Source organism: Cyclobacterium sp. 1_MG-2023 (genome assembly GCF_030546805.1).
Lineage (GTDB): Bacteria > Bacteroidota > Bacteroidia > Cytophagales > Cyclobacteriaceae > Cyclobacterium.
In genome coordinates this window covers 14,489-32,725 of record NZ_JAUOPC010000002.1, presented here as the reverse complement: position 1 = coordinate 32,725, position 18,237 = coordinate 14,489, and the positions used below count along the sequence as shown (strand labels likewise).

The following is an 18,237-nucleotide window of genomic DNA, read 5'->3' as shown; positions in this document are numbered from 1 at the left end:
ATTCTAATTAATCATATTTAGCTTTGCTCGCCAAACGGTACAATTGCTGGGTAATAGCTGTGGGAAGAATAGACCAAAATGCAATAGCAAACCCTTTTCTAGTAAGGTACTTCCATTTTACTTTACCCCATAATGGATCCGGGTTTTTTCCAACCCTTAAAGTTTGTAACCATCTACTTACAACCCTAGCATTAAGAAATTGAAATAAAAGTCTTTTGATTTGTTTGTCTTTGGTTAAGGAGGCCAATTGTTTAACCGTAGTCGCTTCACAGCCTATTTCAAATCCCTCAACCTTTGTCACCATATTGACAGAATCTCTGTGGTAAACAACAGTTAGTTCTGGAGACCAAATGGCCAATTTTCCATAAAAAATTGCTCTTAACCAAGTATCTACATCACCTCCCCTTTTACATCTTCCTTCAGGGAAACCACCAATTTCAGTAAGGAGATCTTTGCGAAAACCAACAGCTCCTGTCCAAAAAGGAGGGGCTCCATTGATACTATTCTTTAAATAAGACTTGAGCTCAATTTCATGTATTCCTTTTGCTTGGTGTTTTTTGTGGTAACTGTTGGGAAAGAACCTTCCTTCCTTATTTCCTTCAAAATTATCCGTCCAGGAGCTGGAAACTATTTTAGCCCCAGACTGATGATCAATAAGCTCACAAAAGTTTAACAAATGATTTTCCAACCATTCATCATCAGCATCCAAAAATGCAACCCAATCATATTTGGCTTTGGATATACCTAAATTTCTAGCAGCATACCCTCCCGGGCCTGGTTCATTTCTTTGGAATACCTGAATTCTTTCATCTGAAAAAGATTTGGCTTTCTCCAAACTACCATCAGTAGAGCCATCATCCACTAGAAGTAGTTCCCAATCCTTAAACTTTTGATTCAAGACCGAATTAATCGAACGATCTAAGTGTGGGAATTTATTAAATATGGGAATTATTACACTAAACATTTGTAAAATGTATCATTAGCATTCTTAAAATCAATAGTCCAAAAAAGAACAATACTCCGATAATTCCACCCAAAACCAAAAATGCAATACTTAATAAAACAATCTTCGGTTCACTTGGTGAGGTAGGCAATTGAGGTTTCTGGAATACGGTCATAAGGGGCGTAGCATTTTGTACTTTGATTCGAGCTTGCTCCATTTGTTGGGCCAGTGAGTTATAAAGGCTAAACTCAAGATTGAAATCAGCCAAAAGTCTGTCTTCTTCGGTTTTTAACAACTGGGAGTTGATTCCCCTATTGCTATCTCTAAAGTTTGCCAATTTCATTTGCGTTTTTTCCACCCTATTTTTAGCTTCATGGGTACGCTCTTTTATAAACTCAAAATTCTGGACATCCTTATCTAATATTATATTAGTTAAATACTCTTTGAGAAGTCTGCTTAAAACCTCATTGAACTGAGCACTGGCCAATGGTTCCGGCATTTTGGTTTGAATTACCAATAAACGTTCTTCTTTCTCTACCTCAATCCGCTTTTTTAATTGAGCAATGGTCTTTCTTTCTCTGGAGTCAAAGGCTAAAATGGCCTCTTCTTCAATTTTTTTAGTTTGGATGGTGTCTTCTATCACCTCTTTTTTGTCGGCTGAAAAAATAGCTTTTACTTTACTAGGCAATCTTAACAAATGATAGTAAAAATTATGTTTTTCATAATCATTGACGAATTGTAATAAAGTAATGCTGTCTCCAGCCTCCTCATAGTACACCTTTTCATACATAAGACGTTTTAAAAAGTCACTTTCTAGTACAAGTTCAGGAATCAATTCTGGAGGTAGGGCTTCTGTATTTTGGTTTCCAATTCCTAAATTACCTAAGCCCGAAATAGACGCCAAGCCTCCCAAAGCCTTGGAGTTGAGCCCATTTGACTGCTCCATTAATAGCTTGGATGTGGTGGAATATTCATCAGATGACGTAAAAATATATAGTAAGCCTAAAGAAAAGACCGTAATGATCACCATAATCATCCACTTTTTAAAAGCTATAATTTCATTGATCAATTCCTTGAAAAGAATTTCTTCTTGAGTAAAGGATTTTTTGATAAATGAATCCAAGCCGGAAATGTACTTTTTCATTAATTGGAATTTTAATTGTTTTTATTTTTGTCACCCTTCCACTGTAGCATAATCAAGTGCTTGACACCTACTAACTCAACATACCAGCGAATAAAAAGCACTTGGAAATAATCCATTGTTGACTCATATACTATATGATTAATCCTATTTATTGGAGGCATTAATCGTTTTAATAGTAATCGCAACTTCTCCCCAAAGTTAAATTTAGAATATGTTTCTTTATAATAACCTGAAATTGTTCGTTTTTTCTTAATTGCTATCTCTGACAAGGATGTACGTGAAGGATGATTTATGATAGCCATTTCAGCGAAAGCAATTTTTTCACCATGTTCACTTAATCGAAGGTTCCAAAAAAAATCACCTCCCGACATCAACTCTTCATCAAAGCCTCCATATTGCTCAAAAAGATGTTTTTTTGCAAAAAAATTTCCCGTAACTGATTTTTTATAGACTTTAACATTTCGTTCTTGTTGAAAGGCCAAATACTTTTCGTAAACAAATGCAAAATAGCTTCCCTTTTCAGGGCGAAACAAGTTAATTTTACCCCCTACTCTCGGAATCTTAGTACTCTCCAATGCTCGTACCCCTTCTTTAATCCAATTAGGATCAGGAATACAGTCTGAATCCGTAAAGGCATAAATATTCCCTTTGGCAATTCCCATGCCTGCGTTTCTAGCAGCATAGGAACCCGGCTTTTTCTCTTCAATTATTTTCCATCCTTCCTCGATCAATAATTCAGGAATTGGGTCGGTGGGGTCATTATTGATTATGATAACTTCAAACTTACTTGAAGGGAAGCTCTGCTTTTTTAATCCAAGTAAGCAAAGATTCAATCTTTCCCAATCTTTATAGGTTGGGATTATTACCGAGACTTCTACTAATGAATCCTTACTTTTTTCTGATTCTCTGGTCTTCACTTCAGTAATTAACTTGTTTTAATAGTGTCTTCTTTAAATACAAGGAACAAAAAAGAATGGTAGCTTTGAATGCAAATTTTATTGATTTTTCCTTTACAAAGGTCACAATCAAATGAAAGATCAATTCATTATAGGCATTGAAAAGTAATCCAGCATATTTTGAACCGGCATTTTTTGATAGCTTCAGGTAAAAGTTATAACTGGATTTAGATTTTTGCAATTTAGATAACTCTTCATGAAATTTCTTGATTGAAGAATCATGAATTCGCCTAAGACACAAAACCTCATCAATAACCAAATAATTGGGAGATGTTAACATAATTCTTGTAAAAAACTCCCGTTCTTGCCTTCTTTCAAGACTCGTGTCAAACTTTAAAGCAAAAGTATCGAGAAAATCTTTTCTGAATAAGGGCCCCGGAGTTAAAAAGAAAACACGGTACCTCATAAAATTCCAAAGGTTATTTGTTGGCGTTTTCAGGTTATATTTGGGAGTAGGTAAAGTTCCCTGAGAATTAAACTCCCCCATTTTTGCTACTACAAAAGGACTGTTCTTGTTTTGCTCAAGAACTGTAATTTTCCTTTCTAGCATGTCTTGTAGCATGAGGTCATCAGAGTCAAAAAACTGAATATATTCCCCTGTGGCTAATTCATAGCCATAGTTCCTACATGATGGAGCTCCTTTTTTATACTCCTCCGGCCTAGAATATACTTTAAGCCTAAAATCTTTAGAGGCCAGGTTGTGTAATAGTTGCAAACTATTATCCGTAGATCCATCATCCACCAAAACGCATTCCCAATCTGTATAAGTTTGGTTACTTATACTTTCCAACGTCTCTGGAAGTAATTTCTCTCTATTATAAACGGGGACGATAATGGATATCTTAGGCATCAGGTTTTATTTTTTTTCAGGAAACCATTGTTCCAATTCTAAAGAAATATCCACTTTACATTGATCTATATAGGTATTTAACTTGGCCTTTGTTTTTTCATAATTGGTTTTATGGCCTCGCCTCACTTCATTGGTTTGAATATTTTTAAGGGTTATTTCTTCACCTAAACCTAAGAATTTTCTAATCTCTTGTAGACTTAAATCCAACTCTTCCAATTGAACGAATAGTTTCTTTTCTTCCGAAAGACCCTTGAAGAAATCAAATATTTTACCATTCCAAACTTTCCAATAATAAACATTTCTATCAAACACAGATAATTTATCGAACTCCTCGTCAGGTATACCTGAGCCATAAGTTAAAAAATTCCGTAATCCTTCAGAATGAAATTTAGGATTTATAAGCGCGGTGCCCTTGGAGTTAAATTGAATTTTATCCCCATCTGAGAACCAACCTCTTGAACTGGCGGACAAGGCAAAGGCATATGGGTTTCTGATCAACCAAATGTATTTGGCACTAGGGAAAATTTCTTGGAGTATATCCAAAATTGCAACAGATTTCTGGTCCGACTCAACATAAATTGTTCCCTTCTTAATAAGTGACAAACCTTTGTATATTTCTAAAATTTGGTTTTTCGCAGTTTCTCTATCTATTTTACCACACAGGTATTGGGCGGATATTGTTTTTAAGAAAACATAAATGGGTTCATGGTAGGCAGACACTCCGGGTACATCCTCAAGAATTTTTGCAAGTGCATTAGAACCAGCTCTACCGGTGGATAAAATAAACACTATGCCCAACCCTGATTCTGATTGCGAGATTGGATTTAATTTAAAATCTTTATAGAGATCAGAATGAAGAGGCTTACCACTTACTCCTCCAAATTGATTATGAGTATTTTTTTCTTTAAAGGTATTCGCATCACGCTTCCCCACCACTCTTTGCCCGGCTGAGACAACAATTTCGTAGGGCTGTACATCCTTACTTATTATGGCTCCCATACCTATTATCGCTCCTTCTCCAATGGTAACTCCGGAAGTAATGGACACATTCATTCCAATCCAAACAGCCTCCTTTATGATTACAGGTTTACCTGCTAGGTTATCATCATAAGGAATTAGTTGACCTTCATAATTGTGATTGGTACTATAAATTGTCACCCTTCTTGAAATATGGGTATGATCTCCTATAGAAACCCCAGCACGTGCATCTACATAAAGTTCTTTACCCAAATGTACATTGTTCCCCAAGGTCAGTCCTCTGGGATAAACTATTTCAGCCTTCCCATTTATCCTTACCCCGTTTCCTACAATAAAGCTTTCCCTTCTCAATTTCTCTTTATAAAACCAATTGGAAGCTGCCCTAAATTTATAAAAAACAAAAAGAGCTAAACGGTAATATACTTTTCTTAAAAAATTATCCATCGTCATATTTTTTTCGTTTTCAACTGCTTCAACTCTTTAATAATAGATGCCAACTCTGCTTTCATCAGCCACCAAATTGACAAACCATATAAAATGAAAAAGAGGATAGAAGTAACGATATAATTTAAACCCATGAAATGAAGCAAAGAATAGCAAATTGTAAAAGAAATAAATGAGGCTATCCAAGGTTCCTTTACTGCCTTCAAAAACTCTAAAGTTGAAATTTTGATTTTCAATAGATTATTGAAAGTATATTGAGCAATTATCACCGCCATCACTTTATTAATAAGTGTTGCATAAGCAGCTCCTACAATTCCAAATTTCAACACTCCTAAAATTAATACAGGAACAAATATTATAGCTTTTACCAATTGAATTTTAAATTCCAGATCAGGCCTCCCTATACCTCGGATTAAAGAGGTATTGCTGTTGACCATCATATGTACCATAACAGAAGCAGAAAGTATCTGCAAAGGACTTATGGAGTCGATCCATTTTTCTCCGAAGACGCGGACAATAACAGGGTCTGCCAAAAGTATAAAGAAGACCATAATAGGGAAAATTACAACGCTATTGTAATTGACTACTTTTAGGTAGTACTTTTTTAGTGTGTCCGGATTATCCTGCATCTTACTGTATAATGGGTAAAAAACCCTATTCATTACAGCCATTAACCTTCCCCTAAATGTGTTGGTAAGCACAAAGGCAAAGGTATAAGCCCCAAGTGCACTTGAGGAAACAAATTTCCCGATGAGTAAATAATCCACATTTGAAATCAAATAATTTACAATATTTGTTCCTGTAGTAAATATACCAAAGCCGAAAACATCTTTAAATGCAGTTTTATCATAGATTAACTTTGGTAGCCATTTTGTGGAAATAAAATAGAGTGGCATAGCAAAAACCATGGTGGCAATTGCGTTGAAGACAAGCGTCCAAACACCGGCACCCAGATAAGCCAACAGCAAGGCCAAGGTTCCAGAAATAATGGTTGCCGTATTTTCAATAAACGCCATGCGTTTAAAGTTCATTTTTTTGGTTAGCTGGGCCTTATGGATAAGGTTAACTGGACTAAACAGGACCCCTAAACCTAAAACAGGTACCAATTTTTCTAAAAGAGGCTCATCGTAAAACTGGGTGGCTAATGGGCCTACAACAAAGGCCATTATTAAATACATTAAAATAGACCAACCAACTCCTGTCCAAAATGCTGTGTGATAATGAACAGGCTTTAAATCTTCATCTTTCCTTTGTATCAATGCTGCTCCTATACCGAGGTCATTGAATACTTGAACGAATCCAGTAAATACTGTAGCCATCCCCACAAGCCCAAACTGCTCCGGGAAAAGTAACTTTGCCAAAACCAGTTTGATAATAAATCCAAAGGACTGGTTGATCACTAATTGAATACCATTCCAAATCACGCCGGTTAAGGCTTGCTTTTTTAATTTGCTCAAAAGAAATTAACGCTTGTTAAATTTAAATTTCAGGTTTGCAATGATACCCGCTTCATTTTTTTCAAAAAGCCATTTAGGATTAAGAAAAAATGCTTTACCCATTCCCTTTTTTCCTTTAAAATACGGTTGACCATTCTAAATAATCCTACACAATTTATCGTGAAACCAGGTCTATTCCTCCAGGCTCCCTTATCAATTATGGATTGGAAAGGGTGAAACACAAACTTGCTAATTAGACAGTCGGTCTATCAAAATCCCTAAAGTTGCAAGACTTGATGCTATTCCTATCCATGCTTGGACAGACATTGGTTCACGTTTCGGCTTTTGCGGAACAATTATCTCTGCTCCGGGCTCTATTTTAGGGAAAAAGTTAAAGAACAAGAACTTATTGGTTCGATGAACATCTCCATTAGCATAGACTACGTAAGCTCTAGATTTTCTAGCCTGTTCCGTAAAACCTCCGGCCCTTGATATATAATTTCTAAAACCGCGTGACATGTCATACCTGGCCGTAGTTGGATAGAGTACTTCTCCTCGCATTCTAACAGTTTGCAGCTCTTTTGGAATACTTATAACATCTCCTTCTTGCAATATCAAATCATACTTAGAGCCAGGTTGAGAAAGAATTTTCATAAGATCTATACCAATTAGCTCTTTATCTCTAGTTGCTACCTCCATTACCGTACTGTCTCCCTCACCTAAGAATTGATATTTGTCTTCGGATATACTATCGGACTGTTTTAACTCCTCGTTGGTTTTTCTCTCCTCATGCATAAGCAGCGCCATTCTATCATCAATCCTTTCTAAAAGTTTCCCTTCTGCTTCAGCATTTTCAATCTCATCTTCACGAATGATATTCCTATGCAATGATTCCAATTGCTCAAGCTTAATGTTTTCCTCTGTCTTGGTTTTAAAAAACTCTGTTCTTCTAATCAGTGTGGCTCCTTTAGGATAGGCATAATTATTTAGTCCTCCAGCCCGCTTTAGGACATCGGAAATCCTCTCATCTCTTTTTTCAAGGGTAAAGCCTCCGGGATAAAAAACCTCACCTTCTACATATACAATCTTTTCTTCTTGAAAACCAGGGCTTTTTCTAACAAATACATGATCAAAGGGTTCTAAAATTATTTCCCTCTCAGCTTCACTTATTCTTAAGTTTTCATCAATAGAAACCGTTAATATTTTTGCAATCTCACCTCCAACTTCCCCCTTCACTCTCCTTGCTATCTCGATATTCGCGCTAGATGCAGACTCTTTAAAACCACTGGCCTTGGTAATCAAATCGGCTACGGTCATGTTTTTTGCATACTGGAATACCCCGGTCTTGTTTACTTCCCCCGAAATCTGCACATAATACTCTTCTTTCAGATCATATTTACTTGGAATATTTAAGATATCTTCACGCACAAGGGGTACATCTTCTGCATTCCCAGAAAGAATCGCACCCAAGTCCAGGGTTAAAACTTCCATGGTAAAATCAGGGTTTGTTCTGTATAATGTGGCTCTTTCAGAAAAGGCATCTCCTCGAAGACCTCCTGCAATCTCTACAAGTGACCGTACAGTCATCTCATCAGTAATAGCAAATTCACCGGGCCTGAAAACAGCCCCAGAAACTTGAACCCTGTTGTCATACCTTTCAAGTATACTACCTACCACAAACAAATCTCCATCCTTGATAGAAAAGGAATCAAAATCTTTGTTGAAAATATTATCCACTCTTAAATTTTGATTGGTCGTTCTTTTAACTGTTATAAGCTCCTTGTAGGCCTCGCTTTTGAAACCTCCTGCAAATGTCAATAAATCATGAATATTTTCATCCCCCTTAACTTCAAATAGTCCAGATCGGCGGACCGGGCCTTCCAGTTCCACCCTTGTCTGAATAGGGGGTACGATCACTACATCATTGTCTTGTAAAACAATATTCCCCTTCTGGTTTCCATTCACCAAAAAATCATACACATCCACCTGTCCTACAGATTTGCTGTCTCTATAAACCTGGATATTTCTAAACGAACCAATTTCATTTGGTCCACCTGCCAAATAAAGGGCATTGAAAACATTGGCAAAGGAAGGCAAAGTATAGGTTCCCGGCTTGTTCAATTCTCCGGCCATGGTCACCTGAATGCTCCTTATATTCCCCACTCGTAATTGTAAAAATGTATTTGGATTCGCCCCTTTCAATCCTGAATAAATTTGCCCTAAAGCGTTCTTTACCCTTAACCTAGCACTTTCCACACTGGAACCACCAATATTTACAGGACCAACATTTGGAATTAAGATTTTACCTTCAGGGGAAACTGTCATATCAAAGGCAGCCTGAGAGGCACCATAAACATCTACCAAAATCTGATCCCCTGTCCCGAGTATATAACTTTCAGGTGTAGGTATATTTAAATTAGGATTGAAATTTAATTCTTGATTGTGAAACAAAGTATAGCCAAAAATCTTTTTTTGTTGAGGACTGAGGTCATAATAAGGATCAGCTTTCCTTAAGCTATCAAAAACATTTTGTTGCTGGTCTGCATCCACTACCTCTCTCTGACTATTTCTTCCGGTACTTCTACCGGCTGCTTCTTCATTATTCCCGGACTTTAAGGATTCAATACGCTGCCGTAGTTTAGCAATCTCAGTTGCCGGCATACCTTTCTCCCTGGCCATGGCTTCCAGTTGAACTTCATTCATACCGGAAGATTCTGCGCGTTTTATCAATTGCTCTATCTGAGCATCTGAAAGCTCGTCTACTTTAAGGTTTTGTATGTCTTGAATAGACTGGCTATAACCTATTGAACCAACAAAAAGAAGAAGTATTATTGGTGAAAATCTTAAGTTATGAATGAATTTACTGATCATTTTAAGGATTCTTTAATTTAAAGGAAGAATAAAAACTGATGAATTTTTGGAGATTCATGTTTACAAAAACCTACAGCTTCGCCACCTCAGTTACATTTAGTAATAGAGCATTCCATCAATGAAATGGCCCAATTGCACAAAGAATTGGCCCTATTCAAATTACACCACAAAAGTAAGCAATACCTATGGAATTAACATAACATGGAATTTTTAAATCCATAGTCTTACTGGTCGAAATTTAATGGAACTTTTCACAATGGAAAGTGAACATAAATTAAACCATTGGTAAATACGGAATCTCTATTTTAAGGTTTGTTTAAAAAGAAAAGGGTTCCTCTAACCGTATAACTATGAGGTTAGACTAAAAAGTGAAGTACAATTAATTTCCAAACTTAAATAACAGTATACAAAATTAATTCAAATTTCTGTAAAATATAAAGGAGCAAAACAAATAAATGTTTTGCTCCCTATTAAACTCAATTGTTTAATAAAATGACTATTCAGCCTGATTTAAGACTTTGTGACCACCTTTCATTAGGTGAACATCTCTTTTAAACAAACTTACGTCTGAAAGAACCATGTCTTCAACCAATAGTTTTAGATCATATTTTGGTTTCCAGTCCAGTTTGGTCATCGCCTTATTAGGATCACCAATTAATAAATCAACCTCGGTAGGTCTAAAATATGCCGGGTCAACATTAACCAAAACATCACCAACTTTTACATTAAAAGTTGAAGTTCCCAGAACCTCAAATGCTTTTTCTTTGTCAATGGATTCTAAAATCCCTTTTTCTTCCAAACCTTCACCTTCGAACTTCAAGGTAAATCCAACTAATTCAAAAGCCATTTTAATAAAGTCTCTTACTTTAGTAGTTACCCCTGTAGCGATCACATAATCTTCAGGTTCGTCTTGCTGAAGTATTCTCCACATGGCATCAACATAATCCTTAGCATGTCCCCAATCTCTTTTGGCATCTAAGTTTCCCATATAAAGGTTTTTCTGAAAACCCAATGCAATTTTTGCAACAGCTCTAGTAATTTTTCTGGTTACAAAAGTTTCACCTCTTAAAGGGGATTCATGGTTGAATAGGATACCATTACAAGCATACATACCGTAAGCTTCTCTGTAATTCACGGTTATCCAATAACCATAAAGCTTAGCAACAGCATAAGGAGATCTTGGATAGAACGGGGTAGTTTCTGACTGAGGAACTGCCTGTACCAAACCATAAAGCTCAGAAGTAGATGCTTGATAAATTTTGGTGCTTTTTTCCATTCCCAATAGACGTACAGCTTCCAAAATCCTTAGGGTACCTATTCCATCAGCATTTGCCGTATATTCTGGGGTGTCAAAGCTCACTTTTACGTGACTCATTGCTGCCAGATTGTAAATTTCATCCGGTTTAGTTTCCTGGATGATTCTTGTCAAGTTCATTGAATCTGTCAAGTCACCATAATGAAGGAATAAACGCTTTTCGTCTTCATGTGGATCTTGGTAAAGGTGATCAATCCTATCTGTATTAAACAAAGAGGCTCTCCTTTTTATTCCGTGAACAATATATCCTTTTGACAATAAGAGTTCTGCAAGATAAGCACCATCCTGTCCTGTTATACCTGTTATTAACGCCGTTTTCATAGACATCTAAATTAATGAGCTGTTAAATTAATAAATTTTATAGTTAAAGTTTCACTTGTTTATACTGGCCGATGTTATTCAAAAACCATTCGTAGGTTTCTCTTACACCCTCCTCAAGGCCAATTTTTGCCTGCCATCCGGCATCAGACATTTTACTCACATCCATTAATTTACGAGGAGTACCATCAGGCTTTTCACTATCCCACTCAATTTCACCAGTATGTCCTGTAATTTTTTGAATCAGTTCCGCTAGGGATTTTATGGTTAAATCTTTACCTGTCCCTACATTGTAAAGATTATCTTTAAAGCTATTTTCAACAGCAAATACAACAGCATCTGCCATATCATTTACATGTAAAAACTCTCTCATAGGAGAGCCTGAGCCCCAGAGGGTAACTGGGCTGTTGTCATTTTCTTTGGCCTCATGAAATTTCCTGATCATGGCAGGCATCACATGTGAAGTCTCCAAATCAAAATTATCGTAAGGACCATAAAGATTGGTAGGCATTAAACTTATAAAGTCTTTACCATATTGCTTTCGAATCGCATCACAAGCCTTGACGCCTGTGATTTTTGCCAAAGCATACCATTCATTGGTTGGCTCCAATGAGGAGGTGAGTAGACTATCCTCTTTCAATGGCTGAGGTGCCAACTTAGGATAAATACAAGAGCTTCCAAGGAAAATAAACTTTTCCACCCCATACTGGTGAGAACAGTTGATCAAATTATTTTGAATCAACATATTATCCATAAGAAAAGTATATGGATAATTATTATTGGCCAGAATTCCTCCTACCCTTGCAGCTGCATCAATTACTATTTGTGGTTTTTCTTTTTCAAAAAAATCTTTAACAGCTAACTGATTGGTCAAATCCAGGTCTTTACTACTAAAGCCTATAATATTTGTATATCCCTTACTTTCAAGAGACCTTTGAATAGCAGAACCTACCATTCCTCGGTGCCCTGCAATATATATTTTAGTGTTTTTATCTACCATTTCCTTAACTTAGTAATCCTGGATTTTCCTTTTCCAAACGTTCATATACTTTTTTAACATCTTGTGCATTACTCCGGTTCAAAACAAGAATAGCATCCTTTGTCTCCACCAACACAACGTCTTCCAAGCCTACAAATTCAACATGTTTTCCGGAGCCCAATACTAAATTCCCATCTATCTTTTCCTTACTTCCCTCAGGATAATAATCGAACAAGGCTTCAAACGACCCCATGTCTGACCATGAAAAGCTTGAAGGTACTACTTTAATTTTGTCTGATTTTTCCATCACAGCATAATCTACACTAATTGATGGAATTTTCATACTTAAATCCAGTGGCAAAAAGCCATCCTTAGCATTCTCTAAAGCTATTTTAGAAGTTTTATAAACTTCCGGCTCATGTTTTTTCAGTTCACTTAGATAAGTTCCTGCCTCAAAGCAGAACATGCCGCTATTCCATAAAAAGTTTCCTTGATCCAAATAGGACTGAGCTTGTGCTAAACCTGGTTTTTCTCTAAAGCCAAGTACATCGTTCCCCTCATGCTCAATGTATCCAAATCCTGTTTCGGGTTTACTAGGAATAAGTCCGAAAGTAACCAAAAAACCCTTTTTGGCCATTTCAATCGCCTGATTTATTGACGCATCATACACCTCTTGATCCCCAATCAAATGATCTGAAGGGGTAACCAACATGATTGCGTCTTCAGGTAATGAAAGTGCTGCAAAGGCTATAGCTGCAGCTGTATTTCTAGGTGCTGCTTCTACCAATTCCAAATAATTGGCGCTTTCTTCTTTATTTAAAATATCTCTTGAGAGTTGGTAGTTGTCTACTCCTCCCACCACCATTACCTGGTTGCATACTTTTGAATTTCTAATAACAGTTTTCTCAAAAAGTGATTGATCTTCAAAAATGGGTAAATATTGTTTGGGTCTGCTTTTCCGGGACAGAGGCCACAATCTACTGCCTACTCCCCCTGATAATATTACATTAACGATTTTCATGTATTTGCATTTTCACTGTTAGTGGTAGACCAAAACCTATTTGACTACCTTTCCACAAAATATAATCAATTAAAATTCAAAATAGGTTCTTTAATATTTTTCAAAAATAGGTGGTAACAACAAAAATACCTAACAAAATTAGAGGCTTTTTAATTTGTTAAAACTAAAACAATATGTAAATAAAGCCTGATACAAAAGTAATTAAAAATTGCCTATTGTGTTAATATTTTTTTAAATAGCATTTTATTATATTTAAAACACATTTATATTGTTTTGTAGTTGTAGAAAAAGGTTAATTTTTAGAAAAAATATTTTTTTTATCATTTCATATTTGAAGTATGGCCAATATTTTTGGTACTTTCGGATTTTAACCCTAAGTAAAATATGACTGAAAAGCTTAATTGGTATGTGATGTACACCGCCCCAAGAGCAGAAAAAAAAGTAGCCGAGAGGCTAAAAGAGAAGGGCACAGAAGTGTACCTCCCTATGGTTGAAGAAATTAGACAGTGGAGTGATCGAAAGAAAAAAATTCAAAAACCTTTATTCAACGGTTATGTTTTCGTTCATACAAGCAAAGAGAGATTATGGGAATCGCTACAAGTAACGGGAGCAGTTAAGTTTATCAACTTTTCCGGGGAACATTCCTACATACAACAAGAAGAAATTGAAACCATCCAACGCATCATTGAAACGGGGGTTTCTGTAGAAGTTGACACTGATAATATTGAAAAAGGAGAAACCGTTAAAATTCTCGGGGGGCCTTTGCAAGGTTTGCAAGGAGAATGTATTAAAAAGTCCAATCAGGATTACTTTATTATCCGTATTCCCAGCATTAATCAAAGTATGCTCGTGAATGTCCCAAGAAAATTTTTAAAAATCATACAATAAATTATTATCAAATCACTAATAAAGCACAATATTTTTAATAACTTGTACCACCGATGGCGGTTTTTGGTTTCATATTGTTAAAAAACCAATAATCTAATCATTCTAAATACATCCTACTTTTATGGAAAAACACACCTACGGCACCGGACTAATTGGCAATTGTAGCTATATCGCTCACATCGAAAAAAACACAAATATAAGTTGGCTTTGTATGCCAAGGTTTGACAGTGATTTTTTATTTGGCAGCATGCTTGATAAGGAAAAAGGCGGAGAATTCACCATCCTGCCTCCTGACAATAACTTTACTTCTCGCCAAGAGTACCGTGAAAATTCAAACATCCTAGATACATTTATTGAAACGGCCGATGGAGAGGCTTATAAAGTAACAGATTTTGCCCCAAGGTTTTTCAATTACGAAAGGTATTTTAAACCATCAATGGTAATCCGTAAAATTAAGCCGATTAAAGGTGAGCCTAAGATCAAAATCAATTGCCATCCCGTTTCTGACTATGGTAAAAATAAACTAAAAGCGATTCCGGAAAGCAATCACATCCAATACTCAGGAAGAGATCAAGAAGTGAGACTTACAACCAACTGCTCCATTACTTATATAATGGAGGACGAGGCTTTCCATCTTCAAAAGACAGTATATTTGGTGCTTACTTATGGCAGTCCTTTGGAAGCCCCTATAGAAAGTACAGTTGAGAAATTTTTAATTGCCACACTCAAATATTGGAGAAATTGGGTGAAATCCACAAGTATCCCGAATTTTCACCAGAGGTTGGTGGTCCGATCTTCTCTGATTCTGAAAATTCACCAATACGAAGATACTGGTGGGATTATTGCCTCTTCCACTTCCAGCCTGCCTGAATCTCCCGGCTCAACAAGAAATTGGGATTACCGGTATTGTTGGATGAGAGATGCTTACTATACCCTGAATGTTTTTAATCATCTTGGCCATTTTGAGGAACTGGAAAGGTATTTTGAATATTTACAAAATCTCCCAACAGACAATAGAGGCAGGTATCAGCCCCTGTATGCGATTACTGGTTCATCCAAACTTATTGAGATAATCTCCGATCTGGACGGTTACAAAGGAGAAAAACCCGTCAGGTTTGGAAACGATGCTTATACCCATATTCAAAACGACCTTTATGGACAAGTATTGGTAACCTTACTCCCTCTTTACGCTGACAAAAGATTCGTAGAATCCGAAAAAAGTCATTCAAAACCTTTTATCAATAACCTACTTGATAAAATAGAAGAGACAATGGATGAAAAAGATGCCGGACTGTGGGAATTTAGAAATTTACAGCAAGAGCACTGTTACACCTTTCTATTCCATTGGGCGGGATCATGTGCGGCCATCAAAATAGCGGAAAGGATGAACGACACAGAAATGATGGAAAAAGCCATCGATTTGAAAAATAAATCCATCCAAAAAATAGAAGCTTGTTATATCCCTGAAAGAAAAGCTTATGCACAAGCCATAGGGTCCAAACACATGGATGCGAGCACCTTGCAATTGATCACCATGGGATATTTTGGTGACGATATAGAAAAAGCCAACGATCATTTGAAAGCATTGGAAGAAGACCTCTTGGCCAAAAACTATTTGTTTTACAGGTACAAACATCAAGATGATTTTGGCGCTCCAGAAACCACTTTTTTAATATGTGCATTTTGGTACATTGAAGCCTTAGCCTGCGTCAATCGTTTGGATGAAGCTTTAGAAGGTTTTGAGACACTCAGTAAATATTGCAACCACTTGCAATTATTTTCAGAGGATGTGGACCAGCATACAGGTAGCCAGTGGGGTAATTTCCCCCAAACCTACAGCCACGTAGGGCTATTGAATGCAGCCTACAGAATTGACAAAAAACTGGACAAGCCTAATTTTATCCTTTGATAAAATTAGGCTTGTCCAAATGTTCATTCTTTAATCGTACTACCAAAAACAAATTGTGCTCCAGTTTTAGGTAGCCATAATCATAACAGTAAATGTATTTACTGCCTTTTTTTGTTGTGTAACTATGGGTTCCATACTTAAAGATAAAGCCATTTTCCAATAATTTTTCTCTTGAAATTTTAGTGGTATCTTCTCCATCCTTAAGAAAGCCTGCAAGAATGTTTCTGTTTTTTTTCAAGGCATTGTTGATGTTTCGAACCAAATTATTGCTACCGGATTTCATTTTATTGTTGTAATGAATTCTACAATAATCATCACAAAACCGTTTATCAGCCCTTCCGTTTAGGGGAGCTCCGCAGTCTATACAATTTTGAATTCGTGGGGACATCTTCGATAAAAATGCTTATTTAAACATAATATAAGCATAAAATAAATTTAAAAAAACGTTTGTAAACGTTTACAAACGTTTACAAACGGAAATAAACGTATAACATCGGGCTAAATACAGCTGCTGACCCCAACTTTGTACTGTTCCAAAATCGGAAACGAATTTATCTATTCACACTAAATAACAATATCATGAACAGTATTAGAAACAATGTACAATTGATTGGAAGATTAGGCGCAAAAGCTGATTTTAAAACAGTTAAAGGAGATACTCCGATGGTAAAATTAAACCTTGCCACTAATGAGTTCTACAAAAACAGCAAAGGGGAGAAAGTGGAAGAAACCTATTGGCACAACCTGGTGGCCTTTGGAAAAACGGCCGAAATCATAAATAAATACACCGACAAAGGTTCTGAAATATGCGTCCAGGGTAAGTTGGTAAATAGGTCTTATGAAGACAAAGAAGGACAAAAAAAATACATTACAGAAGTCCAGATCAACGATGTATTGCTTTTAGGTGATAAGTCCAAGGCCTGATTTCTAAGCAAACATAAATCCTAGATACAGCAAGCATATGCGATCCTGCATCTAGGGTTTATGTTTTATACTTCTAACATCTTATACACCGCTTTTTGGAAGAAAGGAAAGGCAAAAATACAATGGATAGCCGCTAACATGTAATCCTACGTCTCAGTGTCTCCTCTAGCCCTGGCATCAAAGCCAGCCTAATACCAAATTTGTTCTTCTTTGATTTATGCTTTTCATAATCGTCGAGTTTATATCTTTTTTAAACTTATCTTTTTACCTTTATTTTTTGTTGGTTCAAGCTATTAATAGAACCAACCAAATAACTCACAATCACTATTGTTGGTTATTTGGTCCCAAAAACCCATTTCAAACAAAATATTATTATGATTGTACACCAAGTATTCTTTTGGCTTCACCAGCCAGAAAAAGATTTAAACGCAGTGCTTGAAGGCTGCAAAGAAATTGCTCAAGCAGATAGTGTGAAAAGTTATTCCATAGGCAAACCGGCGGCTACGGAAAAAAGAGAGGTAATTGATGATAGCTATGATATTGCCCTAATGGTTAATTTTGATAGCATTGCGGATCATGACCAGTATCAAATAGATCCAATCCACCTTAAATTTATAAAAGATCATAAAGATAAATGGGCTTCTGTCAAGATCTATGATTTTGAAGTTTAATTAAATTGAGGCTTTCTTTCTCCAAGAAAGCCTCAATTAATTTTAATTAATCACTTCTTCGATTATCGTATTGTGGTTGGTATAAATGCAAATATCGGCTGCTATGGTCAAGCTTTCTTCCACCATTTCCTTTGCCGATAGGTTGGTGGCAAATTTCTTTAGTGCCCTAGCCGCAGACTGTGCATACATGCTACCGGAACCAATAGAAGCTATCCCCATATCCGGCTCAATGACATCGCCAGTTCCTGAAATGATCAGTATATCCTCAGCATCTGCCACAATCATCATGGCTTCCAACTTGCTTAACATCCTATCTGTTCTCCATTCCTTTGCCAATTCCACTGCAGCTCTTTTCATATTGTTGCTGTAGGCGCCAAGTTTCTCTTCAAATTTTTCCAAGAGCGTAAAAGCATCAGCAGTTGATCCTGCAAAGCCGGTTACGATTTTACCTCCTTGCAGTTTCCTGATTTTATTAACACTGCTTTTGGCAATAGTATTTCCCATCGTCGCTTGCCCATCAGCACCTATGGCTACTTTACCATCATGTTTTATAGCAACTACGGTAGTCGATTTAATTTTTTCCATTTTTG

General features: G+C 36.4%; 16 protein-coding genes. 4 read left to right on the top strand and 12 right to left on the bottom strand.

The genetic code is table 11. The features are described from left to right. Positions 1 to 7: 7 nt before the first annotated feature. From Q4534_RS02490 to Q4534_RS02445, 10 genes are all read right to left on the bottom strand, one after another. On the bottom strand, positions 8 to 964 hold the full coding sequence (locus Q4534_RS02490) for a glycosyltransferase family A protein (protein ID WP_303611593.1): 957 nt from the start codon (positions 962 to 964) through the stop codon (positions 8 to 10). Next, positions 957 to 2,087: a Wzz/FepE/Etk N-terminal domain-containing protein gene (locus Q4534_RS02485; protein WP_303611592.1), complete on the bottom strand. Its 1,131-nt coding sequence runs from the start codon at positions 2,085 to 2,087 to the stop codon at positions 957 to 959. Before Q4534_RS02485 ends, Q4534_RS02490 begins: the two co-directional genes overlap by 8 nt. 11 nt (positions 2,088 to 2,098) lie before the next feature. Then, the gene (locus Q4534_RS02480; RefSeq protein WP_303611591.1) at positions 2,099 to 3,004 is read right to left on the bottom strand and encodes a glycosyltransferase family 2 protein; all 906 of its coding nucleotides are present in this window, start codon (positions 3,002 to 3,004) and stop codon (positions 2,099 to 2,101) included. Position 3,005: 1 nt separating this feature from the next. Then, positions 3,006 to 3,893 carry a glycosyltransferase family 2 protein gene (locus tag Q4534_RS02475; protein ID WP_303611590.1) on the bottom strand — a complete coding sequence of 296 codons (888 nt, stop codon included), beginning with the start codon at positions 3,891 to 3,893 and terminating at the stop codon, positions 3,006 to 3,008. Positions 3,894 to 3,899: 6 nt separating this feature from the next. Continuing rightward, on the bottom strand, positions 3,900 to 5,315 hold the full coding sequence (locus Q4534_RS02470; RefSeq protein WP_303611589.1) for an acyltransferase: 1,416 nt from the start codon (positions 5,313 to 5,315) through the stop codon (positions 3,900 to 3,902). 2 nt (positions 5,316 to 5,317) lie between these two features. Further along, positions 5,318 to 6,772 (bottom strand): lipopolysaccharide biosynthesis protein, encoded by a 1,455-nt coding sequence (locus Q4534_RS02465; RefSeq protein WP_303611588.1) that lies wholly within the window; start codon positions 6,770 to 6,772, stop codon positions 5,318 to 5,320. 228 nt (positions 6,773 to 7,000) lie between these two features. Then, positions 7,001 to 9,622, bottom strand: coding sequence for an SLBB domain-containing protein (locus Q4534_RS02460; RefSeq protein ID WP_303611587.1), 2,622 nt, complete (start codon positions 9,620 to 9,622; stop codon positions 7,001 to 7,003). A 496-nt stretch (positions 9,623 to 10,118) separates the two neighbouring features. After that, the gene (gene gmd, locus Q4534_RS02455) at positions 10,119 to 11,258 is read right to left on the bottom strand and encodes a GDP-mannose 4,6-dehydratase (protein ID WP_303611586.1); all 1,140 of its coding nucleotides are present in this window, start codon (positions 11,256 to 11,258) and stop codon (positions 10,119 to 10,121) included. Positions 11,259 to 11,301: 43 nt separating this feature from the next. Further along, the gene (locus Q4534_RS02450) at positions 11,302 to 12,255 is read right to left on the bottom strand and encodes a GDP-L-fucose synthase (RefSeq protein ID WP_303611585.1); all 954 of its coding nucleotides are present in this window, start codon (positions 12,253 to 12,255) and stop codon (positions 11,302 to 11,304) included. Between the two features lie 4 nt (positions 12,256 to 12,259). Then, complete coding sequence (locus Q4534_RS02445; RefSeq protein ID WP_303611584.1) at positions 12,260 to 13,255, bottom strand: mannose-1-phosphate guanylyltransferase; 996 nt, start codon at positions 13,253 to 13,255, stop codon at positions 12,260 to 12,262. Positions 13,256 to 13,639: 384 nt separating this feature from the next. On the opposite strand from Q4534_RS02445, the gene Q4534_RS02440 reads away from it, so the two are divergent. Both Q4534_RS02440 and Q4534_RS02435 read left to right on the top strand, forming a co-directional pair. Continuing rightward, positions 13,640 to 14,143 (top strand): UpxY family transcription antiterminator, encoded by a 504-nt coding sequence (locus tag Q4534_RS02440; RefSeq protein ID WP_303611583.1) that lies wholly within the window; start codon positions 13,640 to 13,642, stop codon positions 14,141 to 14,143. Between the two features lie 121 nt (positions 14,144 to 14,264). Then, positions 14,265 to 16,052, top strand: coding sequence for a glycoside hydrolase family 15 protein (locus Q4534_RS02435; RefSeq protein WP_303611582.1), 1,788 nt, complete (start codon positions 14,265 to 14,267; stop codon positions 16,050 to 16,052). On the opposite strand, the gene Q4534_RS02430 is transcribed toward Q4534_RS02435, so the two are convergent. Further along, positions 16,042 to 16,440 carry a hypothetical protein gene (locus Q4534_RS02430; protein WP_303611581.1) on the bottom strand — a complete coding sequence of 133 codons (399 nt, stop codon included), beginning with the start codon at positions 16,438 to 16,440 and terminating at the stop codon, positions 16,042 to 16,044. The two genes, Q4534_RS02435 and Q4534_RS02430, sit on opposite strands and share 11 nt — an antisense overlap. 191 nt (positions 16,441 to 16,631) lie before the next feature. Here Q4534_RS02430 and Q4534_RS02425 point away from each other — a divergent pair, with 191 nt between their 5' ends. Then, positions 16,632 to 16,976, top strand: a complete 345-nt coding sequence (locus Q4534_RS02425; protein ID WP_303611580.1) for a single-stranded DNA-binding protein — start codon at positions 16,632 to 16,634, stop codon at positions 16,974 to 16,976. Between the two features lie 374 nt (positions 16,977 to 17,350). After that, the gene (locus Q4534_RS02420; protein WP_303611579.1) at positions 17,351 to 17,647 is read left to right on the top strand and encodes a Dabb family protein; all 297 of its coding nucleotides are present in this window, start codon (positions 17,351 to 17,353) and stop codon (positions 17,645 to 17,647) included. 42 nt (positions 17,648 to 17,689) lie between these two features. Here the strand turns inward: Q4534_RS02420 and hslV are convergent, their stop codons facing one another. After that, a complete protein-coding gene (gene hslV, locus Q4534_RS02415) occupies positions 17,690 to 18,232 on the bottom strand; it encodes an ATP-dependent protease subunit HslV (RefSeq protein WP_303611578.1) in 543 nt (180 codons plus the stop codon). Positions 18,233 to 18,237 lie beyond the last annotated feature (5 nt).